Genomic DNA, 22,873 nt, shown 5'->3' on the forward strand with positions numbered 1-22,873 from the left:
CCGCTGGGCCCGCTGCTCCAGCCGCCATGGACGCCGGCGTGCACGCCTGGGACATCGCCGTGGCGACGGGCCTGGACATGCCGTTGGACGAGGAGATGGCCGACGGCATCTGGGCCGCCGCGGAGCGTCTCGCGGATCATCTTCGCGACGCGTACGGGGTGTTCGCTCCCGTGCGCGAGGTGCCCGAAGGTCCCAGCCGGGCCGAGGCGTTGCTCGCCTTTTTGGGCCGGGATCCGCACTGGGCGGCTCCCGCGTCCTGACCCGGCGCTTCCGGGTGAGCCGCGTCGGCCGGTCAGCGCGGCTCACCGGGGCACGGTGCCACGTGGTGGGCATGGCCGTACGGCCGCGTGGCCGCATGGTCGCCGTCGTGCATGCTCGCGGTCGCTGAGGCAGGCCTCAGTCTTTGCCGCCGGGTTTTCCCCACCCCCGGCGGCAGGCCTGCCGGATGGTCCGGGCCCGGGCCGGGACGAGAGCCTTGGATCATGAAACGGCATCGGACTGGATTGGCCCTGGCCCTGCTCCTCACTCTGGGGACCGTGGCGGCCGGCGTGGCGCCGGCCGCCTCCGCGACGACGAGCGGACCGGTCGTCCACGCCCTCGAAAGCGGCGCCCACCCCCTGCGGACCGTCGAACCGCAGGGCGACACGAGCGATCTACGGCCTCTCGACGGCATGATCGGCGGCGCCCGGGTCGTCGGCCTCGGCGAGGCCACTCACAGCTCCCACGACTTCTTCGCCCTGAAGCACCGCGTCTTCCGCCATCTGGTCGAGGAGAAGGGGTTCCGCACCTTCGCCCTGGAGGGCAGCTGGAGCACCGGACAGCGGCTCGACGACTACGTGCTGCACGGCAAGGGCGACCCGCGGCGCATCATGCGCGAGGAGTTCCAACGCGACTACCTGTGGTGGAACAACACCGACTATCTGGCGCTCGTCGAGTGGATGCGCGCGTACAACCTGCGGCATCCGCACGACCCGGTCCGCTTCATGGGCGACGACATCGGCTGGGTCGGACCCGAGCTGTACGACGCCGTCACGGACTATGTGGCCCGCACCCGGCCGGAGCTGACCGCCCGCTTCGACGAGCTCTACCGCGGACTGCGGCCCACGGTGGCGACGGGCACGTACATGGAGCAGTACCTGAACAAGCCGTACGCCGAGCGCAGGGAGATGGCGGACCGCACCGGCCAGGCCCTGGAGCTGCTGAAACGGCAGTCACCGGGCGCGGACCGGGCGGCGTACGAACGGGCCGTGCAGAACGCGACGGCACTCGACCAGGTCGCCCGGCAGTACGCCTTCGACTTCACGGACCCGCGGCAGATCGCCGCGAGCATGCGCTACCGCGACTCCGCGATGGCGGCCAACGTGCTCTGGTGGCAGCGGCACACCGGCACCAAGGTGCTGCTGGCGGCGCACGACGCCCATGTCGGGTACCGGACGTACGATCCGGCCAACTACCCGAAGATGCAGGGCGCCTTTCTGCACGACCGCCTCGGCTCCGGGTACGTGAGCGTGGGCCTCACCTTCGACCGGGGCTCGTTCAACGCCACCGGACAGGACGGCGCCATCCACCGCTGGACGCTGGGACCGGCCGGCCCCGGCACCAATGAGCGGACCCTCGACCGGGTCCGGTACCGCGACTACGTACTCGATCTGCGCCGGGTCGCCGCACCGGCGCGGGAGTGGCTGGACAGGGCCCGGCCCACCCGCAGCATCGGCACCGACTACCCGGACGGCCCGCACGACATCGCGCTCGCGTCCACCCACGACATACTCATCCACCTGCACCGGGTGGAGGCGGCGCGGCTGCGGGACCAATAGGGACCGACAAGCCGCCCGCGCGTCGGCTCTACAGCTTGTCCAGGAAGGCGGACAGATTGCCCACCATCCGGGCGATCTGCTCCTCCACGGTGAGGCTCTCCTCGAAGCGCGTCCCGGACTCCGGGACCTTCCTGCCGCGCACGTACAGGGAACAGGCGAGGTCGGCGCACATGTAGACGCCGACCGAGTTTCCCTCGCGCCCGGCCGCGCCCGTCTTGCGAGCCGTCATCAGGGACACCCCGTTGCCCGGGTGGGTCGTCACACACAGCGAGCACATGCTGCGGTGCAGGAAGCCGCGTCGCGAGGACGGGAAACGCAGTGTCACGCCGACCAGGCCGTCCGCGCGCTCGGTGACCAGATAGCTGCGATCGGGCGCCCCCGGATCCCGCCAGCCGAGGAAGTCCAGGTCGTCCCAGGGGCGTTCGTCCAGATCGCGGGGTATCGCCAGGCGCTTGGCCTCGCCCTTCGAGCAGTTGACGAAGGAGTCGCGGATGTCCTGCTCGGTGAGTGCTCTCATGGGGAGGTTCTCCTGGGGGTGCGGGCTTCGGCAAAACCTAGGGGTTCTAGGTTTTGCCGAAGTTACCCAGTCGAAGGATGGAGATCCAATGGTTTTGAGTGCCGGGGCGCGCCTCAGTCCGTGACCGCCTCCGGTGGCCACACCCCGGAGCTGAGCACGCCCAGCGCGTAGGCGCGGGCGACCAGTTCCGTACGGTTCGCCGCGCTCCACCGCTCGGACAGCCGCCGCAGGTGACAGGTGACGCCGTCCGTCGTCAGTCCCGTCTCCCGGGCGGCTCGGGCCGCCCTGAACGAGCCGGCCGCCTGGCGTCCGCCGGTCTGCCGGGCCTGCCGCCCCGTCGCCCCCCCCACCGGCGCCCCGGTCGGGGGCGGGTGCACTTGGCGAACGCCTCTTATGGCTTAATTTAGGACGTGACAGGCCGGAAGGGGGCCATATGGCGGCGCGGAACGGGCGGACGGTGCGTGATCTGCGGCGGGGCAATCGCACCGCCGTGCTGCAACGGTTGTATTTCGAGGGCCCGATGAGCCGCTTCGAACTGGGGCCGGCCACCGGGCTGAGTTCCGGTTCCATCAGTAACGTGGTCGCCGAGCTGGTCGCCGACGGACTGGTCGAGGAGGCCGGCAGCGTCGACTCCGACGGTGGCCGCCCGCGCATCCTGCTGCGCGTCGCGCCCGGCAGCGGCCACATGATCGGCGTCGATGTCGGCGAGACCCGGGTACGTGTCGAGCTGTTCGACCTCACTCTCACCGAACTCGCCCGCACCGAAAGGCCGTTGGAGCGTGGGTGCTACGACGTCGAGGTCGTCGTCGGGCACATCCGCGACGGCGTCGACGAGGTGCTGACGGCCGCGGACATCGCGCCCGAACGGCTCCTCGGGGTCGGTGTCGGCGTCCCCGGCATCGTGGAACGCACGCCGGGGCAGGGCGCGGTCGTCCACGGCCAGACGATCGGCTGGAACGCCGTCCCCCTCGAATCCCTGCTCCGCTCCACCGGCCGCCTGCCGGACACCGTCCCGTACTTCACGGACAACGGGGCCAAGACCCTCGGCCAGGCCGAGATGTGGTTCGGCGCCGGACGCGGTGCCCGCAGCGCCGTCGTGGTGCTCTTCGGCTCCGGTGTCGGCGCCTGTCTCGTCACGGAGGAGGTGGACAGCGGCCGGGCGCTGGAGTGGGGCCACCTGACCGTACGGGTCAGGGGCCGCCGCTGCCGGTGCGGCGCCCTGGGCTGCCTGGAGGCGTACGCGGGTGCGGAAGCGCTGCTCGACCGCTGGCGGGAGGAGGGCGGACGCCCGCCGGAGCACACCGACGAGGAGACCGCGCTGACCGCGATGCTGGCCGCGGCCTACCCGCCCGGGGGCGCCGACCCCGACCCGGCCGCCCTCGCCGTCCTGGAGGAGACCGCGGAATACCTGGGCGCGGGTCTGTCCGACCTGATCAACCTCTTCCAGCCCGAGCGCATTCTCATCGGCGGCTGGGCGGGTCTCCAGCTCGGCTCCCGGTTCCTGCCCGCGGTGCGCCGGCACGCGACGTCGTACGCACTGCGTCACCCGGCCGAGCGCGTCTCCATCGACCTCGGCAGGCTCGGCCCCGACGCGGTCACGGCCGGCGCGGCCATCCTGCCGCTCGCCGACTTCTTCGCCCGGGGCGGGCGGCGCGCGGAGCCGGCGAGCGAGGGGCCGTCGCCCGCGTGGCGTACGGCGCTGGAGGAGCGGCCGCCGCGCTGAGACCGGCGGGGCTCGGCGGACCGTTCACCTCGCTGTGTCGCTCTGTGCCTCGCTGCGCCGGGATCACGCGGTTGGCCTGCGGTTTCCGGGACGACGGGTGTTTCGGCTGCCGTGCCCGAGGTACTCGCGCGGCGCCCAGGGGGCCCCGCGAGCTCTGCGCGGGGTCCGCCGCCCTCCCGCAGAATGGAGCATGCCGTGACCGAGCACCGCCAAGAGGCTCCCGGCGAGAACGGTGACCCGATCCCGCGGGACCTGCCGGACCAGCAGGCCCGCGAGAGCGAGGATCCGTGGGACGCCGCCCCCGCAGGAAGCGGCAAGGACGACCTCGACGACGAGCCCGACCTCGACGTCCCCGACACGGACGAGGCGGGCACGGGCCGGCAGGGCGCTCCGCACGCGGCCGCCGTGAACCCGGAGCACCCCGTGCCGGACGAGCCCGCCGACTGACCCGAACAGGGAGATCTCATGGGCCTGACCGACCGGTTACGTGACTGGCCCGTCCGCAGCGGGAGCGAGTGGACGAGAGGGCGTTGGGCGGAGCCGGCCGGGCACCCGCCGTCGGTCGCGATGCGGGCACCCGTCGTCGGCCGCGAGGCGAGAGACGGGCGCTGGGAGAACGGGTGCGGTCGGGGGTGGCCGGGCAGTGGGGCGCCCTTGCCGGGGGAGTCGTGACGCCGGTGAGAACGGCGTGGCCGTTGGCCGGCCCGGCTTCGCGGCGTCGTCCCGGCCGCCCCGGCCCGCCTCAGGCGCGGGACGCGAACGCGTTCACTCCGGTGAGTTCCGCCGAGAGGTCCCACAGGCGGGCCGCCTGCTCCGGGTCGGTCGCCCAGTCCTTCACGCCGCCCCGCTCGCCGTCCGCGGACGCCGGCTCGGCGATGTCGCAGTCCTCGCAGTACACCCCGCCCATGCCCGCCAGCTGCGGAGAGGTCGCCGCCCACACCTGGGTGGCCGCGCCTTGCTCGGGCGTCTTGAAGGCGTCGGGGTGCACGAGGTCGCCGTTCTCGTCGATCCACCCCCGCTCGACCATCTCCTCCTTCGCGAGATGACGCTGCAACGGGGTGAGGATGCCACCGGGGTGCAGGGAGAAGGCCCGTACGCCGGACTCCCGGCCGAGCCTGTCGAGGTGCACGGCGAACAGCACGTTCGCGGTCTTGGCCTGCCCGTACGCCTCCCACTTGTCGTAGTCGTGCGTCCAGTGCACGTCGTCCCAGCGGATCCCCGAGAGGTGGTGGCCCCCGGACGACACGGAGACGACACGCGCCCCGCCCGGCTCGACAGCCGGCCACAGACGGTTGACGAGCGCGAAATGGCCCAGGTGATTGGTGGCGAACTGGGCCTCCCAGCCGGGCCCGACCCGGGTCTCCGGGCAGGCCATGATCCCGGCGTTGTTGATCACGATGTCGATCGTGCGGCCCGAGGCGAGGAACCGTTCGGCGAAGCCCCGCACACTCTCGAGGTCCCCGAGATCGAGCTCGTCCACCTCCACCCCGTCGATGCCCGCCACCGCCTCCCGGGCGACGTCGGGGCGTCGTGCGGGGACGACGACCCGGGCGCCCGCCCCGGTGAGCGCGCGTGTGGTTTCCAGGCCGAGCCCGGAGTACCCGCCCGTCACGATCGCGAGCTGTCCGGAGAGGTCGATGCCGTGAAGTACGTCGACCGCGGTGCTCGTGGCACCGAAACCCGAGCCGATCTTGTGCTGTGCAGTGTTCATGGGACGCACGCTACGAATTGGAGAGCACTCGAAGTCAAGTGGACCTCGCCGGGCAAAGAAGAGCCCCGACCGGATGGGGGAATCACGGTCGGGGCGGTCTGTGGTGGGTGCGCGGGGCGGTCGCCTCTCGGTGGACGGCTCCACAGGGCTTCAGCCGAACGATCGTCCCTGTGAGCACTAGGTGAGGCCCGGGGACACTGTCCCCTCCACACCCACAGTTTGTTCAAAGAAAAACTACCGGAGGGTGTTCCCCCACGTCGACGCAGGTGGGGTGACGTGCGTCACGCCGCTCGGGACGGTCCATGCCACGGCGCCTCACGCCTTCGGCGCCAGCGCGCTGTCCGGCAGTAGCGCGAGCAGATGCTCCGGATCCCGGTAGATCGCGTCCGCCCCCGCCTCCACCAGATCCGCCCGCGGGATGCCCCCGCACAGGACGCCCACGCAGGTCACCCCGGCCCGGCTGCCCGCGCGCATGTCCCAGACCGTGTCGCCGACGAACACCGCGTGCTCGGGCGGGATGCCGACCAGGCCCAGCGCGTGCTCGACGGGCTCGGGCGCGGGCTTGCCGGCGGACACGTCGTCGGCGCTCGCCGTGGCCTTGATGGCGTCGTCCGCGTCGATCGCCCGGCGCAGCGCGGACAGTTCGGAGCCGCCCGCCGAGGTGGCGAGCACGACCGTCCAGCCGTCGTCGTCCAGCCGCTTCAGCAGCCGCCCGGCGTCCTTCAGCGGGTGCAGCCGGTCGAAGTACGTTCCGTACAGGGTCTTGTGGGCGGCGCTCAGCGCGTCGACCTCGTCCTGGTCCCGGTCCTCCCCCAGGAGATGGGCGATGAGGTCCTGGGAGCCCAGGCCCACCGACCGGTGGATGTCGTGCATCGGCACCTGGTGACCCGCCTGCCGGAAGGCCTCCCACCACGTCGTGACATGCAGATGGTTCGTGTCGACGAGAGTGCCGTCGACGTCGAACACGGCGGCGCGTTCCATGAGCTGTCCTCTCCTCCTCCTACGCCGTACGAGTACCACGTCAGACGGGGTCCACGCCCGCCGGTGTCTCCCGGTCGCGGGCCCAGGCGAGCAGTTCCTCCATGGTCCAGGTGGTGATCACCCGCTCGGCGGGCACCCCGCACTCCTCGGCCCGGGCGCAGCCGTGGATCTGCCAGTCGAGCTGGCCGGGCGCGTGTGCGTCGGTGTCCACGGAGAACAGGACACCCGCCGCGACCGCACGGCGCAGCAGGCGCCGCGGCGGGTCGAGCCGCTCGGGCCGGCTGTTGATCTCCACAGCGGTGCCGGACTCCGCACAGGCGGCGAACACCTCGTCCGCGTCGAACTCCGACTCGGGCCGTCCGCGCCCGGTCAGCAGCCGTCCCGTGCAGTGCCCGAGGACGTCCGACAGCGGGTCGCGTACGGCGGCGACCATACGGCGGGTCATCGACCGTGCGTCCATGCGCAGCTTGGAGTGCACGGACACCACGACCACGTCGAGCCGGGCCAGCAGCTCGGGCTCCTGGTCGAGCGACCCGTCGTCGAGGATGTCGCACTCGATGCCGGTGAGCAGCCGGAACGGAGCCCAGCGTTCGTTGAGCGTGGCGACCACCGCCAGCTGCTCGCGCAGTCGCTCCGGAGACAGGCCCCGGGCCACCGTCAGCCGCGGCGAGTGGTCGGTGAGCACCGCCCACTCGTGCCCGAGCCGCGCCGCGGTCCGCCCCATGTCCTCGATCGGGCTTCCGCCGTCCGACCAGTCGGAGTGCAGATGGCAGTCGCCGCGCAGCAGCGCCCGCAGCTCCTCGCCGCCCTGCGCGAGCGGCGCACCGGCCTCCCGCTCCAGCTTCTCCAGATAGCCGGGCACCTGCCCGGCCAGCGCCTCCCGCACCACCTGCGCCGTCTTCGGGCCGATGCCCTTCAAGGACTCCAGCGACCCGGTGCGGACCAGCTCGGCCACCTCGTCCGCGGGCCGTGCGGCCAGTACGGCGGCGGCGGTGCGGAACGCGCGGACACGGTAGGTGGGAGCCTGACCCCGCTCCAGCAGGAACGCGATCCGGTCCAAGGCCTCCAGGGGGTCCATGACCACCTCCTCCGGCCTTCCAGACTTGCCCAGACGCGGCATGTCCGCACAACGGGAGCGGCGGGCCCGTCCGTACGATCGCGGAACGCCGACGCCGACCGCCGCACCCTGCTCACCCGGCTGGACGAACCCGGCGACGGCGGTCGCCCGCCCGCACGCCGGGCCGGGGCGGCGGCGGTCCTCGAACCGCTTCGGCGGCTCACCCACGCGAACCGCTCTACGCTCGAGACATGACCGAAATCGCATGCCCCTACGTCACCCACCCGCGGATCATGGTGCTCGGGGTACAGCCGGGCAAGCCGCCGTTCCGGATCGTGGAGATCGACGGTGAAGTGGTCGCCGAGGCGAGAGCGATCACCGACGTCCTGACGGTCGCGGCGGAGGCCGGCATCACGGTCCACGACCTCGACGACCCGGACGTGGTCCGCTGGGTCGGCGGCGACAAACACCACTGGACGCTGCGCTAGGGCCTGTCGGCTCCGGCCGGCTCCCGCGCGTCGTCGCGTCGCCCTCGTGGTGGTGGAACACGCGGTGAGCCCGGCCGGCACCGACGCCGGCCGGGCTCACCGCTCGCCTGCCCGGCGGTCTGCTCTCTATGGCTCGCTGTGGCCGGGGCGAGGCTTGTTCAGCCGACCTTCCACTTCTGGTTCGCCGCGCCCGAGCAGGACCAGATCTGCAGCCGGGTGCCGTTGGCCGAGTTGTTGCCGGTCACGTCGAGGCACTTGTTGGCCTGCGGGTTGACGATGTCGCCGGCCGCGGTGACCACCCATTTCTGGTTGGCGCTGCCACCGCAGTCCCACAGCTGGACGGTGGAGCCGTCCGCCGTGCCGTTCTCCGTGACGTCGAGGCACTTGCCCAGCGCGCGGAGCGTGCCGTCGGAGGCCACCGTCCACTTCTGGGCGGTGGTGCCGTTGCAGTCGTAGAGCTGGACGGGGGCGCCGTTGGCCGAGCTCGAACCGGCCACGTCCACGCACTTGCCGGCCAGTCCGGTGATGGGCGCGCCGCTTGAGCTGTCGCCGGTCGTCACCTTCACGTCGTCCACCACGAGCTGCTGCGGGAAGGCCGTGGAGCTGTTCGGATCGCCGGGCCAGTAGCCGCCGACCGCGAGGTTGAGGATCAGGAAGAACGGCTTGTTGAACGCCCAGGTCTTGCCGCCCAGGTCGGCGGGCGTGCGCCGCTGGTAGACGGTGCCGTCCACCGACCAGGTGATGGAGTCGGGCGCCCAGTCCACGGCGAATGTGTGGAAGGCGTCCGCGAAGGCCTGGCCCCCGGGCAGCGAGTACGCGGCACCGATGCCGCCCGTGCCGGAGTAACCGGGACCGTGGATGGTGCCGTGGATGGTGGAGGGCTCGAAGCCGACGTTCTCCATGACATCGATCTCGCCCGAGTTCGGCCAGCCGACCTGTCCGATGTCAGTGCCGAGCATCCAGAACGCGGGCCACATGCCCTGCCCGCGCGGTATCTTCATCCGCGCCTCGACCCGACCGTACGCGGCCGAGAACTTCCCCGAGGTGTTCAGGCGGGCCGAGGTGTACTCACAACGGCCGTACCAGCACTGGTAGTTGCCGGGATTGTCCTTGCGGGCCGTGATGACCAGATGGCCCTGGCCGTCCAGGGCCGCGTTGTTGTTGCCGGAGGTGTAGTACTGCCTTTCGTGATTGTTGACGTTGTCGCCGGTCTCGACCTGCCATTTCGAGGAGTCGACGGCCGAACCGGCGGCCCCGTCGAACGTGTCCGAGAAGGTGGCCGCGGCAGCGGCCACCTTCTCGGACGAGGCCGCCTTGGGGGCGGCGTCGGCTGCATCGGCGGGACCGATCGCGGCGGAGGCGATGAGCGCCGCGGAGAGTGCGGCGAACAGACATCGGCGGAGCAGGCGTGGGGAGTCCACGACTCTCCCTTCTGTACGGCTGCCCGGGGGACGGGTGTGCCGACTGGGGTGGGGGGTGCATGCTTCGCCTCTTGATTTAAGGAATGAGGTAAGGGGTTGTCAAGTCGGTGGTCCGGACCAGTAGTTGCTCAGCTCTTGCCCTTGCCGCCGCTCGTGTCCTGCCGCCGCCTCCGGCGCGGATGCACGGCCCGCCCGAGTCGCCGCCCCAGCAGCAGATAACCCAGCAGCGCGCCCGTCGTGTTGAGGATGACGTCGTCGATGTCGAAGGCGCGCCCGGTGATGAGCGCCCCCTGGACCAGCTCGACCAGCAGCATGACCAGCGCGGTCAGTACCCCGACCCGCACCAGGCCCCGGGTGCGCGGAGCCACCATCGGCAGCAGTACCCCGAACGGCACCCCGAGCAGCAGATTGCCGCCGATCTGCTTGACGGCGTCGCGCAACTCGGGCCGGCTCAGATAGGCGTGCAGGGAGCGGCCCGGATGCAGGTTGTTGTGGGTCAGCGCCTCCGAAGCGGGCGACGGCTCCAGGGTCAGCCGGGCCAGCACCGCGGCGAACGCCACCATGGTCGCGAAGGCGAGCACCATCGCCAGCAGTCGCACGGGAAGCGGCAGTGGCCGGTGCTCCGGCGGTGGTGCCGTCGAGGTGCGACGGCGGCCGAGGCCGAATTTCGAGGTGCCGGTGCGTAGCTCGGTACGGGCCATCCAACCCTCCAGGTTCAACTTCCCTCTGTCGCATGGCGGCTACCCGCTGTCCGGCCGCTGATGTCCGGTGCCCGGTGCCCGACGGCCGGGACGAGCCGTTGTCGGTGCCGGTCCCCGTCCCCTCTTCGGTTTCCGCTACCACCGGTGGGGCACTTGGGGCACCAGCCCGTCGCGCGCCGCCGTCGCGCGGAGCCGGGGCGATGCTTGGATGGCGGAACCGGCAATTCCATGCAAAGCGGAGAAAGGGGACGGCAGATGAACCCGCGTACGGCGCTGTGGGCCTGGCTTGAAGTACTCGCCTGGTGGGCCGTCCTCGCCCTCCTCTGGCTGGTGTTCATCAGCGCGGTCGACACACTGGAGCTGATCGTGGGGGCCTCGGCCTCGTGCGCCGGAGCGGTCGCGGCGCGCGGAGCGCGGCGGGCGATGAGCGCGCGGTGAACGGCTGGACCGTCGCGGCCACGGTCACGATCGCCGGCGGAGTCGGGGCCACCGTGTGGGGCGTCGCCACCGGGCCGTTGAGCCGCCGGGTCGTCGCCCAGAACCTGTCCTGCGCACTCGCCTGCCCCGGACTGCTGCTGCTCGCCCAGGGATACGAGAGGCCCGCGTACGTCGATCTCGCCCTGGTCCTCGCCCTCCTCGGCCCGGTCGGCACCCTCGTCTTCGCCCGGCTGCTCGCCGACGACCTCGCGCAGGACCCGCCGCGTGCCCGGGCCGTCACGGTCGCCGTCGCGTGCTTCGGCGGCGTGGTCGTACTGGTCCTGTGCGCGGCCGCCGGACCCGGCCGGGCCATGATGAAACTCCTGGTGACCGGGGCGCTGCTGATCGGCGGAAACCTCCTCGCCTCCCGCGCCCTGTCCGGAGGATTCTCCGGGGGCCGCCGTGGATGACCCCCTGATCTTCGTCGCCCTGCTGCTGGTCGCCGCCTCCGCGACCGCGGCCGTCGCCGTCCGCGACCCCGTGCGCCAGGCCCTCGTCCTGTCCGTCCTCGGTATCACCCTCGCCGTCCTGTTCACCGTGATGCAGGCGCCCGACGTGGCGCTCTCCCAGCTCGCCGTGGGCGCCGCGCTCACCCCGCTCCTGTTGCTCCTGTCCGTGCGCAAGGTCGGACGCCGGGCCCGGCAGGGGAACCGGAAGGGGAAGGGGAAGGCACGGTGACGCGGCGCGTACGGCTGATCGTCCTGGCCGTCGGCGGGGCGGGCCTCGCGGCCCTGCTCGTCGCCGCCTGTCTGCGGCTGCCCGGCTTCGGCGGGACACGGCACCCCTACGGAGACCGGGTCGTCCGCGCCTCCCTGGCCCGGCACACCGCCAACACCATCGCGTCCGTCAACTTCGACCAGCGTGCCTTCGACACCCTCGGCGAGATGGGCATCCTCTTCGCCTCCGTCCTCGGCACCGTCGTCCTGCTGCGCCAGACCCGCGACGAGCGAAGCGCGCGACCGGAACCCGAGGACGTCGCACTCCCCGTACGCCGGTACGCCCTCGTCGTCCTGCCCGTCGCCCTGCTCACCGGCCTCTACGTCATCGCCCACGGCCAGCTCAGTCCCGGCGGCGGCTTCCAAGGCGGCGTCATCGCGGCCACCGCCCTGCACCTGCTCTACCTCGGCGCCGACTACCGCGCCCTGGAGCGCATCCGGCCCGTCGGCCTGTACGAGATCGGCGACGCGCTCGGCGCCTGCGCCTACCTCGTCCTCGGCCTCACGGGAGTCGTCGCGGGCACGTCCTTCCTCGCCAACACACTGCTCCCGTACGGCACCTTCAACACCCTGTCGTCCGGCGGCACCGTCCCCCTGCTGAACGCGGCCATCGGCGTGGAGGTCGCCTGCGCGGTCGTCGTCCTGCTCGCCCGCTTCCTCGACCAGGCCGTCGAGATCGAGGAGGGAAGCGGGAAGTGAAGAAGGAGAGTCAGGAGAGAAAGGGCAGACGGGGCACGCGGGAAAGGCAGGAAAGGCAGGGCAGGCGGGACCGACAGGACAGACAGGGCAGACAGGAGAGGAAGGGGAGCGGCACGTGATGTCCGTACTGCCGTATCTCGTCGCCGTGTGGATCTTCCTGACCGGCTGCTACGGGCTCGCGACCAGCCGCAATCTGATCCACGCCGTGGGCTGCCTCGCCGTCTGCCAGTCCGCCACCTACGTCCTGCTGCTGACCGTCGGCTACCGCGACGGCGCCACCGCCCCCGTCTACTCCGACATCAAGCCCGGCTCGCGGCCCGTCGTGGACCCCGTCGTGCAGGCCCTCGCCCTCACCGACGTTGTCGTCGGCGCCACCGTCACCGCCCTGCTGCTCGCCCTCGTCCTCCAGGTCTCCAAACGCCACGGCACGGTCGACCCGGACGAACTGCGGGAGCTGCGCGGCTGATGAACCACCTGCTGCCGCTGCTCGTCGCCCTGCCGCTGCTCGGGGCCGCCCTCCTCGTCATGGCCGGCCGCCGGCTGCCGCGCGTGGCCGCCGAGTCGGTCGGCTGCGCGGTCTCGGCCGGTACGGCGGCCCTGGCCGTCGTCCTGCTGCTGAACTCCTCGCCGCCGCTGGTGGAATGGGTCGGGGGATGGCTGCCCAGGGACGGCGAGAGCGTCGGGATCGTCCTGGTGGGCAACGGCGCGGGCCTCGGCATGGCGGCGCTCGCCTCCCTGCTGACCGTGTCGGCACTCGCGTATTCCTGGCGCTACTTCGAGGAACCGCCCCACCACGCGGGTTCCTTCCCGGCGCTGATGCTGCTCTTCCAGGGCGGCATGTGCGGCTTCGCGATCGCGGGGGACCTGTTCGACGCGTTCGTGTTCTTCGAGCTGATGAGCGTCGTCGCCTACGCGCTGACCGGGCACCGGGTCGAGGAGGCGAAGGCGGTGCAGGGCGCGCTGACCTTCGGCGTCGTCAACTCGCTGGGCGCGTACGCCATGCTGATGGGCATCGCGTTGCTGTACGCGCGCACCGGCGAACTCGGACTGACACAGATCGGCCGCAAGCTCGACGCGCACGGCGGGCCCGACGCCCTCACCCTCGCCGCCTTCGTTCTCGTCCTCACCGCGCTGCTGGTCAAGGCGGCCGCCGTGCCCTTCCACTTCTGGCTGCCCGACGCGCACGCGGTCGCGCCGACACCGGTGTGCATGCTGCTGTCCGGCGTGATGGTCGAACTCGGCGCGTACGGAGTCTGGCGCGTCTACGGGACCGTCTTCGCCGGCCCCGGCGGCATCCCCGCGGCCGACCTGGAACGCGCCCTGCTGGTGCTCGGCGTACTGACCAGCGTGGTCGGCGCGGTCCTGTGCTGGTACCAGCGGCATGTGAAACGGCTGCTCGCGTACTCGACGGTCGCCCACATGGGGCTGTTCCTGATCGGCATCGGCACGCTGACGCCGGAGGCGGACGACGGCGTCGCGCTGTACGTCCTCGGACACGCCGGGGTGAAGGCGGCCCTGTTCGCCTGCACCGGAATCCTGCTCGACCGGTACGGCAGCGTCGACGAACACGCCCTGCACGGGCGTGCCCGGGAGCTGCGCGGGGTGGCCGTGCTGTTCCTGATCGGCGCCCTGGGCCTCGCCGGACTGCCGCCCTTCGGCACCGCACTGGGCAAGGCGATCACGGAGGAGGCGGTGGGCGGACCGCTCACCGTCCTGTTCGTCGCCGTCTCGGCGGTCACCGCGGGCGCGGTGCTGCGGGTCGTGGCGCGCGTGTTCTACGGGCTCGGGCCGAAGCCGCGGAAGGAGTCCTCGTACGAGACCACCGGCACCGGCGAGGAACCCGAGACCCGGCACCGGCTGCGCCGGATCCCGGACACCATGACCACCGTCCCCGCGGTGCTGCTGGCCGCGGCGCTCGCCGTGGGCGCGGTGCCCGGCTTCGCCGGTGTGGTGGCACGCGCCGTGAACGAGGCCGGATCCGGTGGGGCGGTCACCTCACCCCACTGGACCCTGGCCGGCGTCGTCCTGGGACTGACCTCGACGGCCGTGGCAGTCGGCCTGGCCGCCCTCGCCGTGACCCGCCCGAAGCTGCTCGGTGAGCAGCGCTGGACCGAACCGCTGCGGCACCTTCAGTCCGGGTACATCGGGGACTACGTGGCGTGGCTGCTGGCGGGGGCGACGCTGCTGGGTGCGCTGGCCCTGCCCGGCGTGCTCGGCGGCTGAGCCGGCTGACGCGGCCGCTCAGGCACCGTAGGTCACGTGCACCTCCTTGAAGCCGAGCGAACGCAGCAGCCCGTCCAGCATGCTGGTGGTGTTCTCCTCGGCGCGTTCGGCGAGTTCGCTGTCCTTGGCGGCCTCCCCGATGTGCTTGACCGCGAGCTTCTGCACGGCGCGTTCGCTGTTGGGGTTGTCGGAGAAGAGGTCGCCGAGCCGGTCCAGCAGACCGCGCTGCTTGGAGACGGCATAGGAGCGGTCGGCGTCGAGCGCGGGCTTGCCCAGCACCGCGTGCGGCAGCCTGATCGTCGCGGACGTGCGGTCGCCGTTGACCTTCACGTCGTCCTTGCCGAGCCCGCCGAGGTTCACATACGCGTCCACGGTGCCCGCGCCCACATACAGCGTGCGGGTGCCGCGGATCGCGTCCGGCAGGAGCTTGGCGTCCTTCTCCAGGTCCACGACCACCTGGAAGTTGCCCGAGGCCGCGTCGTAACGGCTCATGTCCTGGATGGACTTGAGGAGTGTGGGCCCGGACCGGTCGTGGGTGTCTTCCCCGAACAGGTCGCGCAGCCCCGGAAGCACGCTGAGCCGCAGCCCGGCGAACAGCACCACGAGTACCAGGACGAGGGCGGTGACCGCCTTCAACCAGCCGGGCATCCGTTTGCGCTCACTGGACGTCGAGCCGGGCGTCTGCTTGATGGACGTCGTCATGTCGACAGTCCTCCCTTCTCTACCCGAGTGCCCGCCACATCCCCCGACAGAACGCACGGTTGGCCAATTGATGACGCGGGCTACTCGATCAGCGCAGTGCGCGGTCGCCCGAAGGCCTGGACCACCACACCCCCTCCCCGTGCGTCAGCCCCGGCAGCCGCAGCTCGACGTCGCGCACGCGCCGGGCCGGGAGTTCACCGGTGATCAGCCAGGCCGTGCGCCCGCCCGTCGTCTCCCGGAACTCCGCGTCGTACGCGGCCAGTTGCGCTGTCACCGGGGCCGGCGCGTCGAGGGAAGCCCTCCACGGCGGAGAGCGGCAGTACCGCCCCGTCCAGCACCTCCAGGGCGCGCTCGGCCTCGGCGATGAAGTCGGGGTGCTTCGGGGTGTCGATGGGGTTGATCTGTACGGCTCCGGCGGTGAAGGCGGCGACGGCCGAACGGATGGTGATGCCGCGCCGCCGCTCGATCTCCCCGTCGTCCGTACGGGTGTCGCCGGCGTCGATGCTGCCGAGGCGGTCGATCGCGCCGGGGTTCCGAGGAATCGGCGCATTCCGGTCCCCTGAGGTCGGGCGTGTGGCGAGGTCGTGACGCGGCACCCGCCACGGCCGACCGCAAATGAATTTCCCGGGGGTCCGGTCAGTAGCATGTGGCGCGCAGCCCGGATTCGATCATGCGAGGAGCGGACCGTGCGTGACATCGCCGTGTTCAGCGGTAGTGCCCATCCCGAGCTGGTGGCGGAGGTCTGTGCGCATCTCGGTGTGCCCCTCAGTCCGTCCCGGGTGAGCCGGTTCGCCAACGACTGTCTCGAGGTGCAGCTTCAGGCCAACTGCCGCGAGCGGGACGTGTTCCTGGTGCAGCCGCTGGTCGCCCCCGTGCAGGAGCATCTCGTCGAGCTGCTGCTGATGTGCGACGCGGCGCGCGGGGCCTCAGCGGGGCGGATCACCGTCGTCATGCCGCACTACTCGTACGCCCGTTCGGACAAGAAGGACGCGCCGCGCATCTCGATCGGCGGACGGCTGGTCGCCGATCTGCTGGTGGCCGCCGGGGCGAGCCGTGTCCTGGCGATGACGCTGCACTCCCCGCAGGTCCACGGCTTCTTCTCGGTGCCCGTCGACCACCTTCACGCCCTGCGGGAACTGGCCGCCCACTTCCGCGGCCACGACCTCTCCCGGACGACGGTCGTCTCGCCCGACCTCGGCAACGCCAAGGAGGCGGCCGCCTTCGCGCGGATGATCGGGGCGCAGGTGGCCGCGGGGGCGAAACAGCGGTTCGCGGACGACCGGGTCAGTATCAGCGCCGTCATCGGCGACGTCGTGGACCGGGATGTCATCGTGCTGGACGACGAGATCGCCAAGGGCAGTACGGTGCTCGAACTCCTTGACCGGTTGCGGGAGTTGGGGCCGAGGTCGATCCGAGTGGCCTGTACGCACGGCCTGTTCGCGGCCGGCGCGCTCAAGCGGCTCAGCGAGCAGCCCGACGTGCTGGAGATCGTGTGCACGAACACCGTGCCGGTCGCCGCCTTGGAGCGCACCGGGAAGCTGCGGGTCCTCTCCATCGCGCCCGCCCTGGCCGAGGCCGTGCGGCGCATTCACAACGGCGAGTCGGTGAGCGCCCTGTTCGACGCGCCCCAGGGCGAATAGGTGGCGTGCGGTCCTCGAACTCGGCGCGTGCGGAGCTGAGTTCGAGGGCTTGGGCTCGCCCTCCGTGAGGGCGGCAGGGGGGGGCAGGGCGGCAGGGTGGCAGGGCTGTGGGGCGGCGGGACGGCGGGCGCTGGGCGCCCGGCAGGTCACCAGGATCCGGACGTGGCCTCGGCCTGCCGCAGGGCCTCGTCCAGCGACGCGGCGGGGGGTAGCAGCGTCCGCAGGCCGGTCAGGCGCAGGATGCGCAGCGTCAGCGCGTGCGTGCAGACGAGCCGCAGCTGTCCGCCCCGTCCGAGGACCCGGCTCCTGGCCCGGTACAGCAGGCGCAGCCCCGAGCAGTCGAAGAACTCGACGGGGCCGAGGTCGATCACCACGCGCGCTGCCGGGCGTCCCGTCACGGAGTCGAGCACGGGGATGATCTCCAGGGCCGCGGCGATGTCGATCTCGCCGCGGAACTCGAGGACCGTATGGCCGCGTACCCGGTGGACGTGCAGATGCCGGGTGCGCGGTGCGGGGTCCTGCGGCATGACGGCATCGCCTCCAACCGGCTCCACATGGCGGGGCTTCAGGTCACCGGTCCGGGGTGACGACGTCCTTGAGTGCTAGGACGCGACACCGGGGCCCGGGGATGCTCAACACCGCTCCCCGCACTGCAAGTTACCCTCGATGGAGTGAATTTGAGCATGTTCGATTGACATATGTCTTCGAATTGAGACTACGACCGTGCGCGCCGGGCGTCCATGGCAACGCGTGCCGGGCGCCTACGACAGTGCGTGCCAGGCCCGGGTCAACGCCCGGCGGAACTGATCGGCCTGGTGTGCGCTGAAGTCCCGGATCATCCGCTCCTCCAACTCCTGCCGGCCGCCGTCCTGACACCCGCGACGACTGTCATCGTCGTCGACGAGGTCGCCGAACGGCTCCCCTCGGCACGAGGACTGGGCGCCACGCACACCGTGAACGCGGGCGACGCCGACGCCGCCGAGGCGGTGCTCGCCCTCACCGACGGCAAGGGCGCCGGCGGGTCGTGGAGACGACCGACGGCACGGGCGCCCGCGGGGTCGTGGAGACCACCGGCGGCGTCGCCGTGCCGCGCAAGGGTGCCCGACGCGCTCGCCGCGCGCGGCACCCCGGTCGTCGTCGGCGCCCCGCCCTTCGGTACCGAAGGGCGGGGCGATCAAGCCGGTGCTGACGTTCACATGGTCAGCACGAGCTTCCCCGTGGTGCGGCCGGTGTCGCCGAGCGCGTGCGCCTTGGCGGCGTCGGCCAGGGGGAAGGTCTCGGCGATGGTCGCGCGTAGCTTGCCCGCCTCGACGAGCTCCGCGATCGCCTTCATGCCGGTGTGCGAGGCGTCCACGAGCATCCTGAGCGCCCGTACGCCGAGCCGCTCGGCCTCCTCGTAGAAGTCGTCCGACCCGACCGGCAGGATCGACACCACGATCCCGCCCGGGCGCAGTACGCGCAGTGAGCGCAGGGAGTGGTCGCCGCCGATCGTGTCCAGGACGATGTCGACGTCCCGCACGGCCTCGGCGAAGTCGGTCTCCCGGTAGTCGATCGTCTCGTCCACGCCGAGCCCGCGCAGGAAGTCGTGCTTACCGGCGCTCGCCGTACCGATCACATACGCGCCGCGGGCCTTGGCGATCTGCACGGCCACGTGGCCGACCCCGCCGGCCGCCGCGTGGATCAGCACCCGCTGGCCCGGCCGCACGTCCGCCGTCTCGACCAGGGCCTGCCACGCGGTCAGGGAAACCAGCGGCAGCGCGCCCGCCTGGATGTGGTCGACCCCGGACGGCTTGTGCGCGAAGGCGCGGGCCGGGGCGGTGACGTACTCGGCGTGCGAGCCGTGGCCGAACGGGTAGGACAGCATGCCGAAGACCTCGTCACCCGGCTTGAAGCGGGCGACGCCGATCCCGGTCGCCTCGACGACGCCGGAGACGTCCCAGCCGAGGACGAAGGGCGGCTCGCCGAGGAAGCCGCCGGTGGCGCGGTGCTTCCAGTCGGTCGGGTTGACCCCGGCGGCACGCACCCGGACCAGCACCTCGTTGGGCCGCGGCGCGGGGCGTTCCGTCTCTACTTCCTTGAGGACCTCGGGACCGCCGAGGACGTCCTGACTGATGGCTCGCATGGTGTTCACAGTGCTCATGGTGGTCCAGCCTGCCGGGGTTCGCCCGTCAGGAGAATGGCATGATTGCCAATATTCGATAGGATCGTGCCATGCGGCATGTGGAACGCGTGGTCGTCCTGGCGCTCGACGGCGTCTACCCCTTCGAGCTGGGCATCCCCAGCCGGATCTTCGGCGCGGCCGACGGCCGGTACGAGGTGGTGACCTGCACGGTCGACGGGAAGCCGGTGCGCAGCAACGCGGACTTCTCGGTCATGGTCGAGCGCGGCCCCGAGGTGCTGCGTACGGCGGACACCGTGGTGATCCCGCCCGTCACACCGGCCTCGGTCACCGCGGAACTCCCGGCCGAGGTCACCGCCGCGCTCGCGCAGATCCGGCCCGGAACCCGCATCGTCTCCATCTGCACGGGGGCGTTCGTGCTGGCGGCGGCCGGTCTTCTCGAAGGGCGGCGGGCCACGACCCACTGGCAGTTGGCGGACCACTTCCGGCGCATGTTCCCGCACGTGGCACTGGACCCGGACGTACTGTTCGTCGACGACGACCCGATCCTCACCTCGGCAGGCGCCGCCTCCGGGGTCGACGCCTGTCTGCACATCGTGCGCAAGGACCACGGCAGCGCGCTGGCCAACTCGGTCGCGCGGCGCTGCGTGGTGCCGCCGTGGCGGGACGGAGGTCAGGCGCAGTACATCGAGCACCCGGTTCCCGGGCCCACCACCACCGGCACGGCCGCCACCCGCCAGTGGGCGCTCGAACGGCTGGGCGAGCCGCTCGCGCTGGCCGATCTCGCCGGGCACGCCCGGATGAGCCTGCGCACCTTCGCCCGGCGCTTCGGCGACGAGGTGGGCATGAGCCCCGGCCGCTGGCTCATCCAGCAGCGCGTCGCCCGCGCCCGCCAGCTGCTGGAGTCCAGTGACCTGCCGGTGGACCAGATCGCCGGCGAGGTCGGCTTCGCGACCGGGGCCTCACTGCGGCAGCACCTGCACGCGGCGATCGGAGTCTCACCACAGGCGTACCGCCGTACGTTCCAGACGGCCCGCTAGTGCCGCAACAGGCAACGTTCGCCCCGTCGCGACGCCCGGCACGCGCCCCCAAGCTTGACGGGCAAACGTTGCCTGCCGCGGCACTAGAGCGCGCCGGGAGGCGGCGGTCCAGCTCGGTCGCCGGGCCCGTCCATGGCAGGGCAGGGCTCAGCCGGCGGAGCCGTCCGCGTCGAGCAGGATCCGGGCCAGCTCCGTCGGCCGGGAGAGCATCGGCCAGTGGCCGGTGTCCAGCTCGACCAGCCGCCAGTGCTCGCTCTTGAGCAGCTCGGCCACGTCGTCGGTCGGCTCGGGACCGTCGAGCAGGCACTTGATGTACGTCGCCGGAAGTTCGCCGAGCGGACGTGTCAGCACCGCCGGCTCGGACAGGGTGGCGCCCGGGTGCGGGGTGGCGCGGCCGACGAACCGTGCGATCTGCTCCTCGGTGAGGCCCTGGCCTTCGAAGTCGGGCGCAGTCAGGGGCGGCCAGACGTCGCCGTTCGCGGCGAGTACGGCCTCGAACTTCGCCGGCCCCTCCCACCAGGTGGAGACGAACGACTCGTCGACGGCCGGCACGTTCGAGTCGACGAACACGACGCGCGTCAGCCGGTCGCCGATCCGCTCGGCGGCCTGCCCCACCGGGATGCCCGCATAGCTGTGTCCGACGAGCACCACCTCACGCAGATCGAGGCGCTCGACCTCGTCGACGATGTCCCGCACATGCGTCTGCTGCCCGGCCGGCACACCCTGCTTGTCGGCGAGGCCGGACAGCGTCAGCGGATGGGCGCCGTGCCCGGCCGCACGCAGGTGAGGCACCACCTCGTCCCACGCCCACGATCCGAGCCACGCGCCTGCCACCAAAACGAATTGAGTCATGGCGGCAACGTAACGCGGGGGTCTGACATCGCCGCCCCAACACCTCGGCGGGTGCGCCCCCTTGGCCGCCGGGCCGCCCGAACGTTCCCCGCCCCAAGTGCGTCGGAGGAGGGACGGGTACGGCGTTCGGCGGACAGGAGCGGGAATGCGCAAGGGGATCGCGGCGGTGGCGGTGCTGGTCGCCATGACGGCGTCGGCAGGGTGCGACGACGGGAGCGGGGCCGATCTCGTGGTCACCGGAACGCCGCCGGCGACGCCGTACAGCGGGCCGCTGAAGGTCCCGTCCAAGAACCTCGACGAGGACAGCGCCCGGGCGGTGCGGCTCGTGGCGGGGGCGGCCGGGCGAGCCCTGGAGTGCGACGGCGAGATCTACACGGGGGCGTCGGACGGCTCGTGGAGCCGGGACGACGGCGGGGCGACGCCCGAGGAGGGGCTCCAGGCGTACTTCGACCTGGAGCAGGCCGAGGATCCGCACTACGGCTATCGCGTCGAGCGCGAGGAACGGGACCGGGTCCTGTACTCCTTCGACGTCCACGGCCGTACCAAGGTCGCCGTCGTCGTCGCCAAGGACCAGAAGGGGCGGCCCGGTTGGGGTCCGGAGTCGAGCGCGTCCTGCGACCCGGCCGAACTTCCGGCGAGCTTCACGGACTCCAAGCCCTACGAGATCTGGACCGACCGGGACGGCCGTCGCGTGGCAACGACGGTGGTGAGCAGCAATGACGGCCCGGAGCACTGCGGCTGGCAGTCCGCCGTCTTCCTGTACACCGGCCGGGGTGAGGGCGTGAGGCACTACGTGCGTGATCCGCACGGGGTGCTGGGCCGTCAGCTGCTCACCTCCGCGTACGACGGTCATGTCCGTATGCCCGCCGACGCCCACGACACGGGATACCGCCTGAACGACCGGGAACTGTGGTTCACCGGCGACAGGTCGAAGGCCTACGTACGCACGTCCGACGGGGTGGAGCTCTGGCCGGCCACGAAGGAGAGTGTGGGCTGCAAGTGATTGACGACGCCCAGGTCAGCGGCTGCGGTGCAACGCGACCAGCAACTGCCAGGCCTGATCGGCGATGTCGTCCGCCGTCGCGTCGAGGAGGCCGTGCAGCCAGTCGGCCAGCACCCCCGCGAAGGTCGCCGCCACGGCGGAGGCCACGAGCGGGGCGTCGGCCGCGCCCGCGAGGGTGCGTTCGCTGAGGCTGCGGGCGCGCAGATCACGGTGCAGTACGCGGCCGAGCGGGCCGCCACCGCCCGGGCTGAGCAGGGCGCGGTACAGGGCGGTGTGCGGGGCGAGGCCGGCGAGGAACGCGCGCAGTGCCTCGGGTGCGCGGACCGGGTCGGGGCGGCCGCGCCAGGCGTGCAGCGCGTCCACCGCGTCGCGTACGACATCGGCACAGGCGTCGACCGCCAGCGCCTCCAGGTCGGCGTAGTGCACGTAGAACGTGGCGCGGCCGACCCCGGCCCGGCGTACCAGCGCGGCCACGCTGACCTCCTCCAGCGGGTGCGCGGCGCACTCGTGGAGGAGGGCCTCCCTCAGCTTCGCGCGGGTGCGGGCGGCCCGCGGGTCCTCCCATGGCACGGGGCTCACCGGGCTCAGTGCGCGATGAGTACGGCGGCCAGGGCGAGAGCTCCTGGCAGGGCCTGGGCGAACAGGATGCGGCGGTTCGCGGTGAGCCCGCCGTACACGCCGGCGATCACGACGCACACCAGGAAGAAGACCTGCACACGGAATCCGGTCGGGTCGCCGGCGATCAGACCCCACACCAGGCCCGCCGCGAGGAAGCCGTTGTAGAGCCCCTGGTTCGCGGCCAGCGGCGCCGTGGCCCGCGCCATCTCCGGGTCGAATCCGTGCAGCCCCCGCCCGGGCTTCTTCTCCCACAGGAACATCTCCATGACCAGGATGTACGCGTGCAGGGCGGCGACCAGCCCGACCAGCACGTTCGCGAGGATCTCCATCGTCGACAGGCTCCGTTGTTCGTTCGGCCACTTCATGGA

Annotated in this window: 26 protein-coding genes and 4 pseudogenes; 15 read left to right on the forward strand and 15 right to left on the reverse strand. The window is 71.8% G+C overall.

The window, feature by feature from the left end; translation table 11 throughout:
• The first annotated feature begins 38 nt into the window (after positions 1-38).
• On the forward strand, positions 39-260 hold the full coding sequence (locus GTY58_RS41775) for a hypothetical protein (protein WP_242432125.1): 222 nt from the start codon (positions 39-41) through the stop codon (positions 258-260).
• 222 nt (positions 261-482) lie between these two features.
• Positions 483-1,817: an erythromycin esterase family protein gene (locus GTY58_RS38560; protein ID WP_037650910.1), complete on the forward strand. Its 1,335-nt coding sequence runs from the start codon at positions 483-485 to the stop codon at positions 1,815-1,817.
• Positions 1,818-1,845: 28 nt separating this feature from the next.
• Here GTY58_RS38560 and GTY58_RS38565 read toward each other — a convergent pair whose 3' ends face one another.
• Positions 1,846-2,334 (reverse strand): FBP domain-containing protein, encoded by a 489-nt coding sequence (locus GTY58_RS38565; protein ID WP_010988829.1) that lies wholly within the window; start codon positions 2,332-2,334, stop codon positions 1,846-1,848.
• A gap of 113 nt (positions 2,335-2,447) precedes the next feature.
• Positions 2,448-2,615: pseudogene (locus GTY58_RS38570) on the reverse strand (diguanylate cyclase); the annotation flags it as partial.
• 152 nt (positions 2,616-2,767) lie between these two features.
• Here GTY58_RS38570 and GTY58_RS38575 point away from each other — a divergent pair.
• Together GTY58_RS38575 and GTY58_RS38580 are read left to right on the forward strand one after the other, a co-directional pair.
• Entirely contained in the window at positions 2,768-4,057 is a 1,290-nt protein-coding gene (locus GTY58_RS38575) for an ROK family transcriptional regulator (RefSeq protein WP_010988831.1), read from the forward strand.
• Positions 4,058-4,252: 195 nt separating this feature from the next.
• A complete protein-coding gene (locus GTY58_RS38580; protein ID WP_037650906.1) occupies positions 4,253-4,504 on the forward strand; it encodes a hypothetical protein in 252 nt (83 codons plus the stop codon).
• Between the two features lie 295 nt (positions 4,505-4,799).
• On the opposite strand, the gene GTY58_RS38585 is transcribed toward GTY58_RS38580, so the two are convergent.
• From GTY58_RS38585 to GTY58_RS38595, 3 genes are all read right to left on the reverse strand, one after another.
• A complete protein-coding gene (locus GTY58_RS38585) occupies positions 4,800-5,768 on the reverse strand; it encodes an oxidoreductase (protein ID WP_010988833.1) in 969 nt (322 codons plus the stop codon).
• A 315-nt stretch (positions 5,769-6,083) separates the two neighbouring features.
• Positions 6,084-6,749 (reverse strand): HAD family hydrolase, encoded by a 666-nt coding sequence (locus GTY58_RS38590; RefSeq protein WP_010988834.1) that lies wholly within the window; start codon positions 6,747-6,749, stop codon positions 6,084-6,086.
• A 40-nt stretch (positions 6,750-6,789) separates the two neighbouring features.
• Positions 6,790-7,827: a PHP domain-containing protein gene (locus GTY58_RS38595; RefSeq protein WP_037650904.1), complete on the reverse strand. Its 1,038-nt coding sequence runs from the start codon at positions 7,825-7,827 to the stop codon at positions 6,790-6,792.
• Positions 7,828-8,057: 230 nt separating this feature from the next.
• Between GTY58_RS38595 and GTY58_RS38600 the strand changes: the two genes are divergently transcribed.
• Complete coding sequence (locus GTY58_RS38600; RefSeq protein ID WP_010988836.1) at positions 8,058-8,294, forward strand: hypothetical protein; 237 nt, start codon at positions 8,058-8,060, stop codon at positions 8,292-8,294.
• 158 nt (positions 8,295-8,452) lie between these two features.
• Here GTY58_RS38600 and GTY58_RS38605 read toward each other — a convergent pair whose 3' ends face one another.
• Both GTY58_RS38605 and GTY58_RS38610 read right to left on the reverse strand, forming a co-directional pair.
• Entirely contained in the window at positions 8,453-9,715 is a 1,263-nt protein-coding gene (locus tag GTY58_RS38605; RefSeq protein ID WP_010988837.1) for a family 16 glycosylhydrolase, read from the reverse strand.
• 128 nt (positions 9,716-9,843) lie between these two features.
• Positions 9,844-10,416, reverse strand: a complete 573-nt coding sequence (locus tag GTY58_RS38610) for a VanZ family protein (RefSeq protein ID WP_062804700.1) — start codon at positions 10,414-10,416, stop codon at positions 9,844-9,846.
• A 255-nt stretch (positions 10,417-10,671) separates the two neighbouring features.
• On the opposite strand from GTY58_RS38610, the gene GTY58_RS41130 reads away from it, so the two are divergent.
• The 6 genes from GTY58_RS41130 to GTY58_RS38640 all read left to right on the forward strand — a co-directional run bounded on the left by GTY58_RS41130 (position 10,672) and on the right by GTY58_RS38640 (position 14,531).
• Complete coding sequence (locus GTY58_RS41130) at positions 10,672-10,854, forward strand: hypothetical protein (protein ID WP_037650901.1); 183 nt, start codon at positions 10,672-10,674, stop codon at positions 10,852-10,854.
• Positions 10,851-11,303 (forward strand): monovalent cation/H+ antiporter complex subunit F, encoded by a 453-nt coding sequence (locus GTY58_RS38620; protein WP_037650899.1) that lies wholly within the window; start codon positions 10,851-10,853, stop codon positions 11,301-11,303. The genes GTY58_RS41130 and GTY58_RS38620 overlap by 4 nt, the downstream gene beginning before the upstream one ends.
• Positions 11,296-11,571: a DUF4040 domain-containing protein gene (locus GTY58_RS38625; RefSeq protein WP_010988840.1), complete on the forward strand. Its 276-nt coding sequence runs from the start codon at positions 11,296-11,298 to the stop codon at positions 11,569-11,571. The genes GTY58_RS38620 and GTY58_RS38625 overlap by 8 nt, the downstream gene beginning before the upstream one ends.
• Entirely contained in the window at positions 11,568-12,308 is a 741-nt protein-coding gene (locus GTY58_RS38630; RefSeq protein ID WP_010988841.1) for an MnhB domain-containing protein, read from the forward strand. Before GTY58_RS38625 ends, GTY58_RS38630 begins: the two co-directional genes overlap by 4 nt.
• Positions 12,309-12,426: 118 nt before the next feature.
• Complete coding sequence (locus tag GTY58_RS38635) at positions 12,427-12,774, forward strand: sodium:proton antiporter (protein WP_037650897.1); 348 nt, start codon at positions 12,427-12,429, stop codon at positions 12,772-12,774.
• Positions 12,774-14,531 (forward strand): complex I subunit 5 family protein, encoded by a 1,758-nt coding sequence (locus GTY58_RS38640; RefSeq protein ID WP_010988843.1) that lies wholly within the window; start codon positions 12,774-12,776, stop codon positions 14,529-14,531. The genes GTY58_RS38635 and GTY58_RS38640 overlap by 1 nt, the downstream gene beginning before the upstream one ends.
• 18 nt (positions 14,532-14,549) lie before the next feature.
• On the opposite strand, the gene GTY58_RS38645 is transcribed toward GTY58_RS38640, so the two are convergent.
• Both GTY58_RS38645 and GTY58_RS38650 read right to left on the reverse strand, forming a co-directional pair.
• Positions 14,550-15,233: a DUF4230 domain-containing protein gene (locus tag GTY58_RS38645; protein WP_010988844.1), complete on the reverse strand. Its 684-nt coding sequence runs from the start codon at positions 15,231-15,233 to the stop codon at positions 14,550-14,552.
• A 296-nt stretch (positions 15,234-15,529) separates the two neighbouring features.
• Positions 15,530-15,766: pseudogene (locus tag GTY58_RS38650) on the reverse strand (GTP-binding protein); the annotation flags it as partial.
• Between the two features lie 153 nt (positions 15,767-15,919).
• Here GTY58_RS38650 and GTY58_RS38655 point away from each other — a divergent pair.
• Positions 15,920-16,873 carry a ribose-phosphate pyrophosphokinase gene (locus GTY58_RS38655; protein WP_010988846.1) on the forward strand — a complete coding sequence of 318 codons (954 nt, stop codon included), beginning with the start codon at positions 15,920-15,922 and terminating at the stop codon, positions 16,871-16,873.
• A gap of 146 nt (positions 16,874-17,019) precedes the next feature.
• On the opposite strand, the gene GTY58_RS38660 is transcribed toward GTY58_RS38655, so the two are convergent.
• Together GTY58_RS38660 and GTY58_RS41135 are read right to left on the reverse strand one after the other, a co-directional pair.
• Entirely contained in the window at positions 17,020-17,400 is a 381-nt protein-coding gene (locus tag GTY58_RS38660) for an anti-sigma factor antagonist (protein WP_078234601.1), read from the reverse strand.
• A gap of 234 nt (positions 17,401-17,634) precedes the next feature.
• Positions 17,635-17,730, reverse strand: a pseudogene (locus tag GTY58_RS41135) (MarR family transcriptional regulator); the annotation flags it as partial.
• Between GTY58_RS41135 and GTY58_RS41140 the strand changes: the two are divergent.
• Positions 17,728-18,036, forward strand: a pseudogene (locus GTY58_RS41140) (zinc-binding dehydrogenase); the annotation flags it as partial. The pseudogenes GTY58_RS41135 and GTY58_RS41140 sit on opposite strands and share 3 nt — an antisense overlap.
• Before the next feature lie 29 nt (positions 18,037-18,065).
• On the opposite strand, the gene GTY58_RS38670 reads toward GTY58_RS41140, so the two are convergent.
• Positions 18,066-19,013, reverse strand: a complete 948-nt coding sequence (locus tag GTY58_RS38670) for an NADP-dependent oxidoreductase (protein WP_010988848.1) — start codon at positions 19,011-19,013, stop codon at positions 18,066-18,068.
• Between the two features lie 71 nt (positions 19,014-19,084).
• Here GTY58_RS38670 and GTY58_RS38675 point away from each other — a divergent pair, with 71 nt between their 5' ends.
• Positions 19,085-20,032, forward strand: coding sequence for a helix-turn-helix domain-containing protein (locus tag GTY58_RS38675; RefSeq protein ID WP_010988849.1), 948 nt, complete (start codon positions 19,085-19,087; stop codon positions 20,030-20,032).
• Positions 20,033-20,179: 147 nt separating this feature from the next.
• Here GTY58_RS38675 and GTY58_RS38680 read toward each other — a convergent pair whose 3' ends face one another.
• Entirely contained in the window at positions 20,180-20,884 is a 705-nt protein-coding gene (locus GTY58_RS38680) for an alpha/beta hydrolase (protein WP_010988850.1), read from the reverse strand.
• A gap of 145 nt (positions 20,885-21,029) precedes the next feature.
• On the opposite strand from GTY58_RS38680, the gene GTY58_RS38685 reads away from it, so the two are divergent.
• On the forward strand, positions 21,030-21,887 hold the full coding sequence (locus GTY58_RS38685) for a hypothetical protein (protein ID WP_037650891.1): 858 nt from the start codon (positions 21,030-21,032) through the stop codon (positions 21,885-21,887).
• 15 nt (positions 21,888-21,902) lie between these two features.
• Here GTY58_RS38685 and GTY58_RS38690 read toward each other — a convergent pair whose 3' ends face one another.
• Together GTY58_RS38690 and GTY58_RS38695 are read right to left on the reverse strand one after the other, a co-directional pair.
• Positions 21,903-22,457, reverse strand: coding sequence for a TetR/AcrR family transcriptional regulator (locus tag GTY58_RS38690; RefSeq protein ID WP_171033208.1), 555 nt, complete (start codon positions 22,455-22,457; stop codon positions 21,903-21,905).
• Between the two features lie 14 nt (positions 22,458-22,471).
• Positions 22,472-22,834, reverse strand: a complete 363-nt coding sequence (locus GTY58_RS38695) for a DUF1304 domain-containing protein (RefSeq protein WP_010988853.1) — start codon at positions 22,832-22,834, stop codon at positions 22,472-22,474.
• Positions 22,835-22,873: the final 39 nt, after the last annotated feature.

Origin of the sequence: Streptomyces sp. SID5469, assembly GCF_009862865.1 — a bacterium.
Lineage (GTDB): Bacteria > Actinomycetota > Actinomycetes > Streptomycetales > Streptomycetaceae > Streptomyces > Streptomyces avermitilis.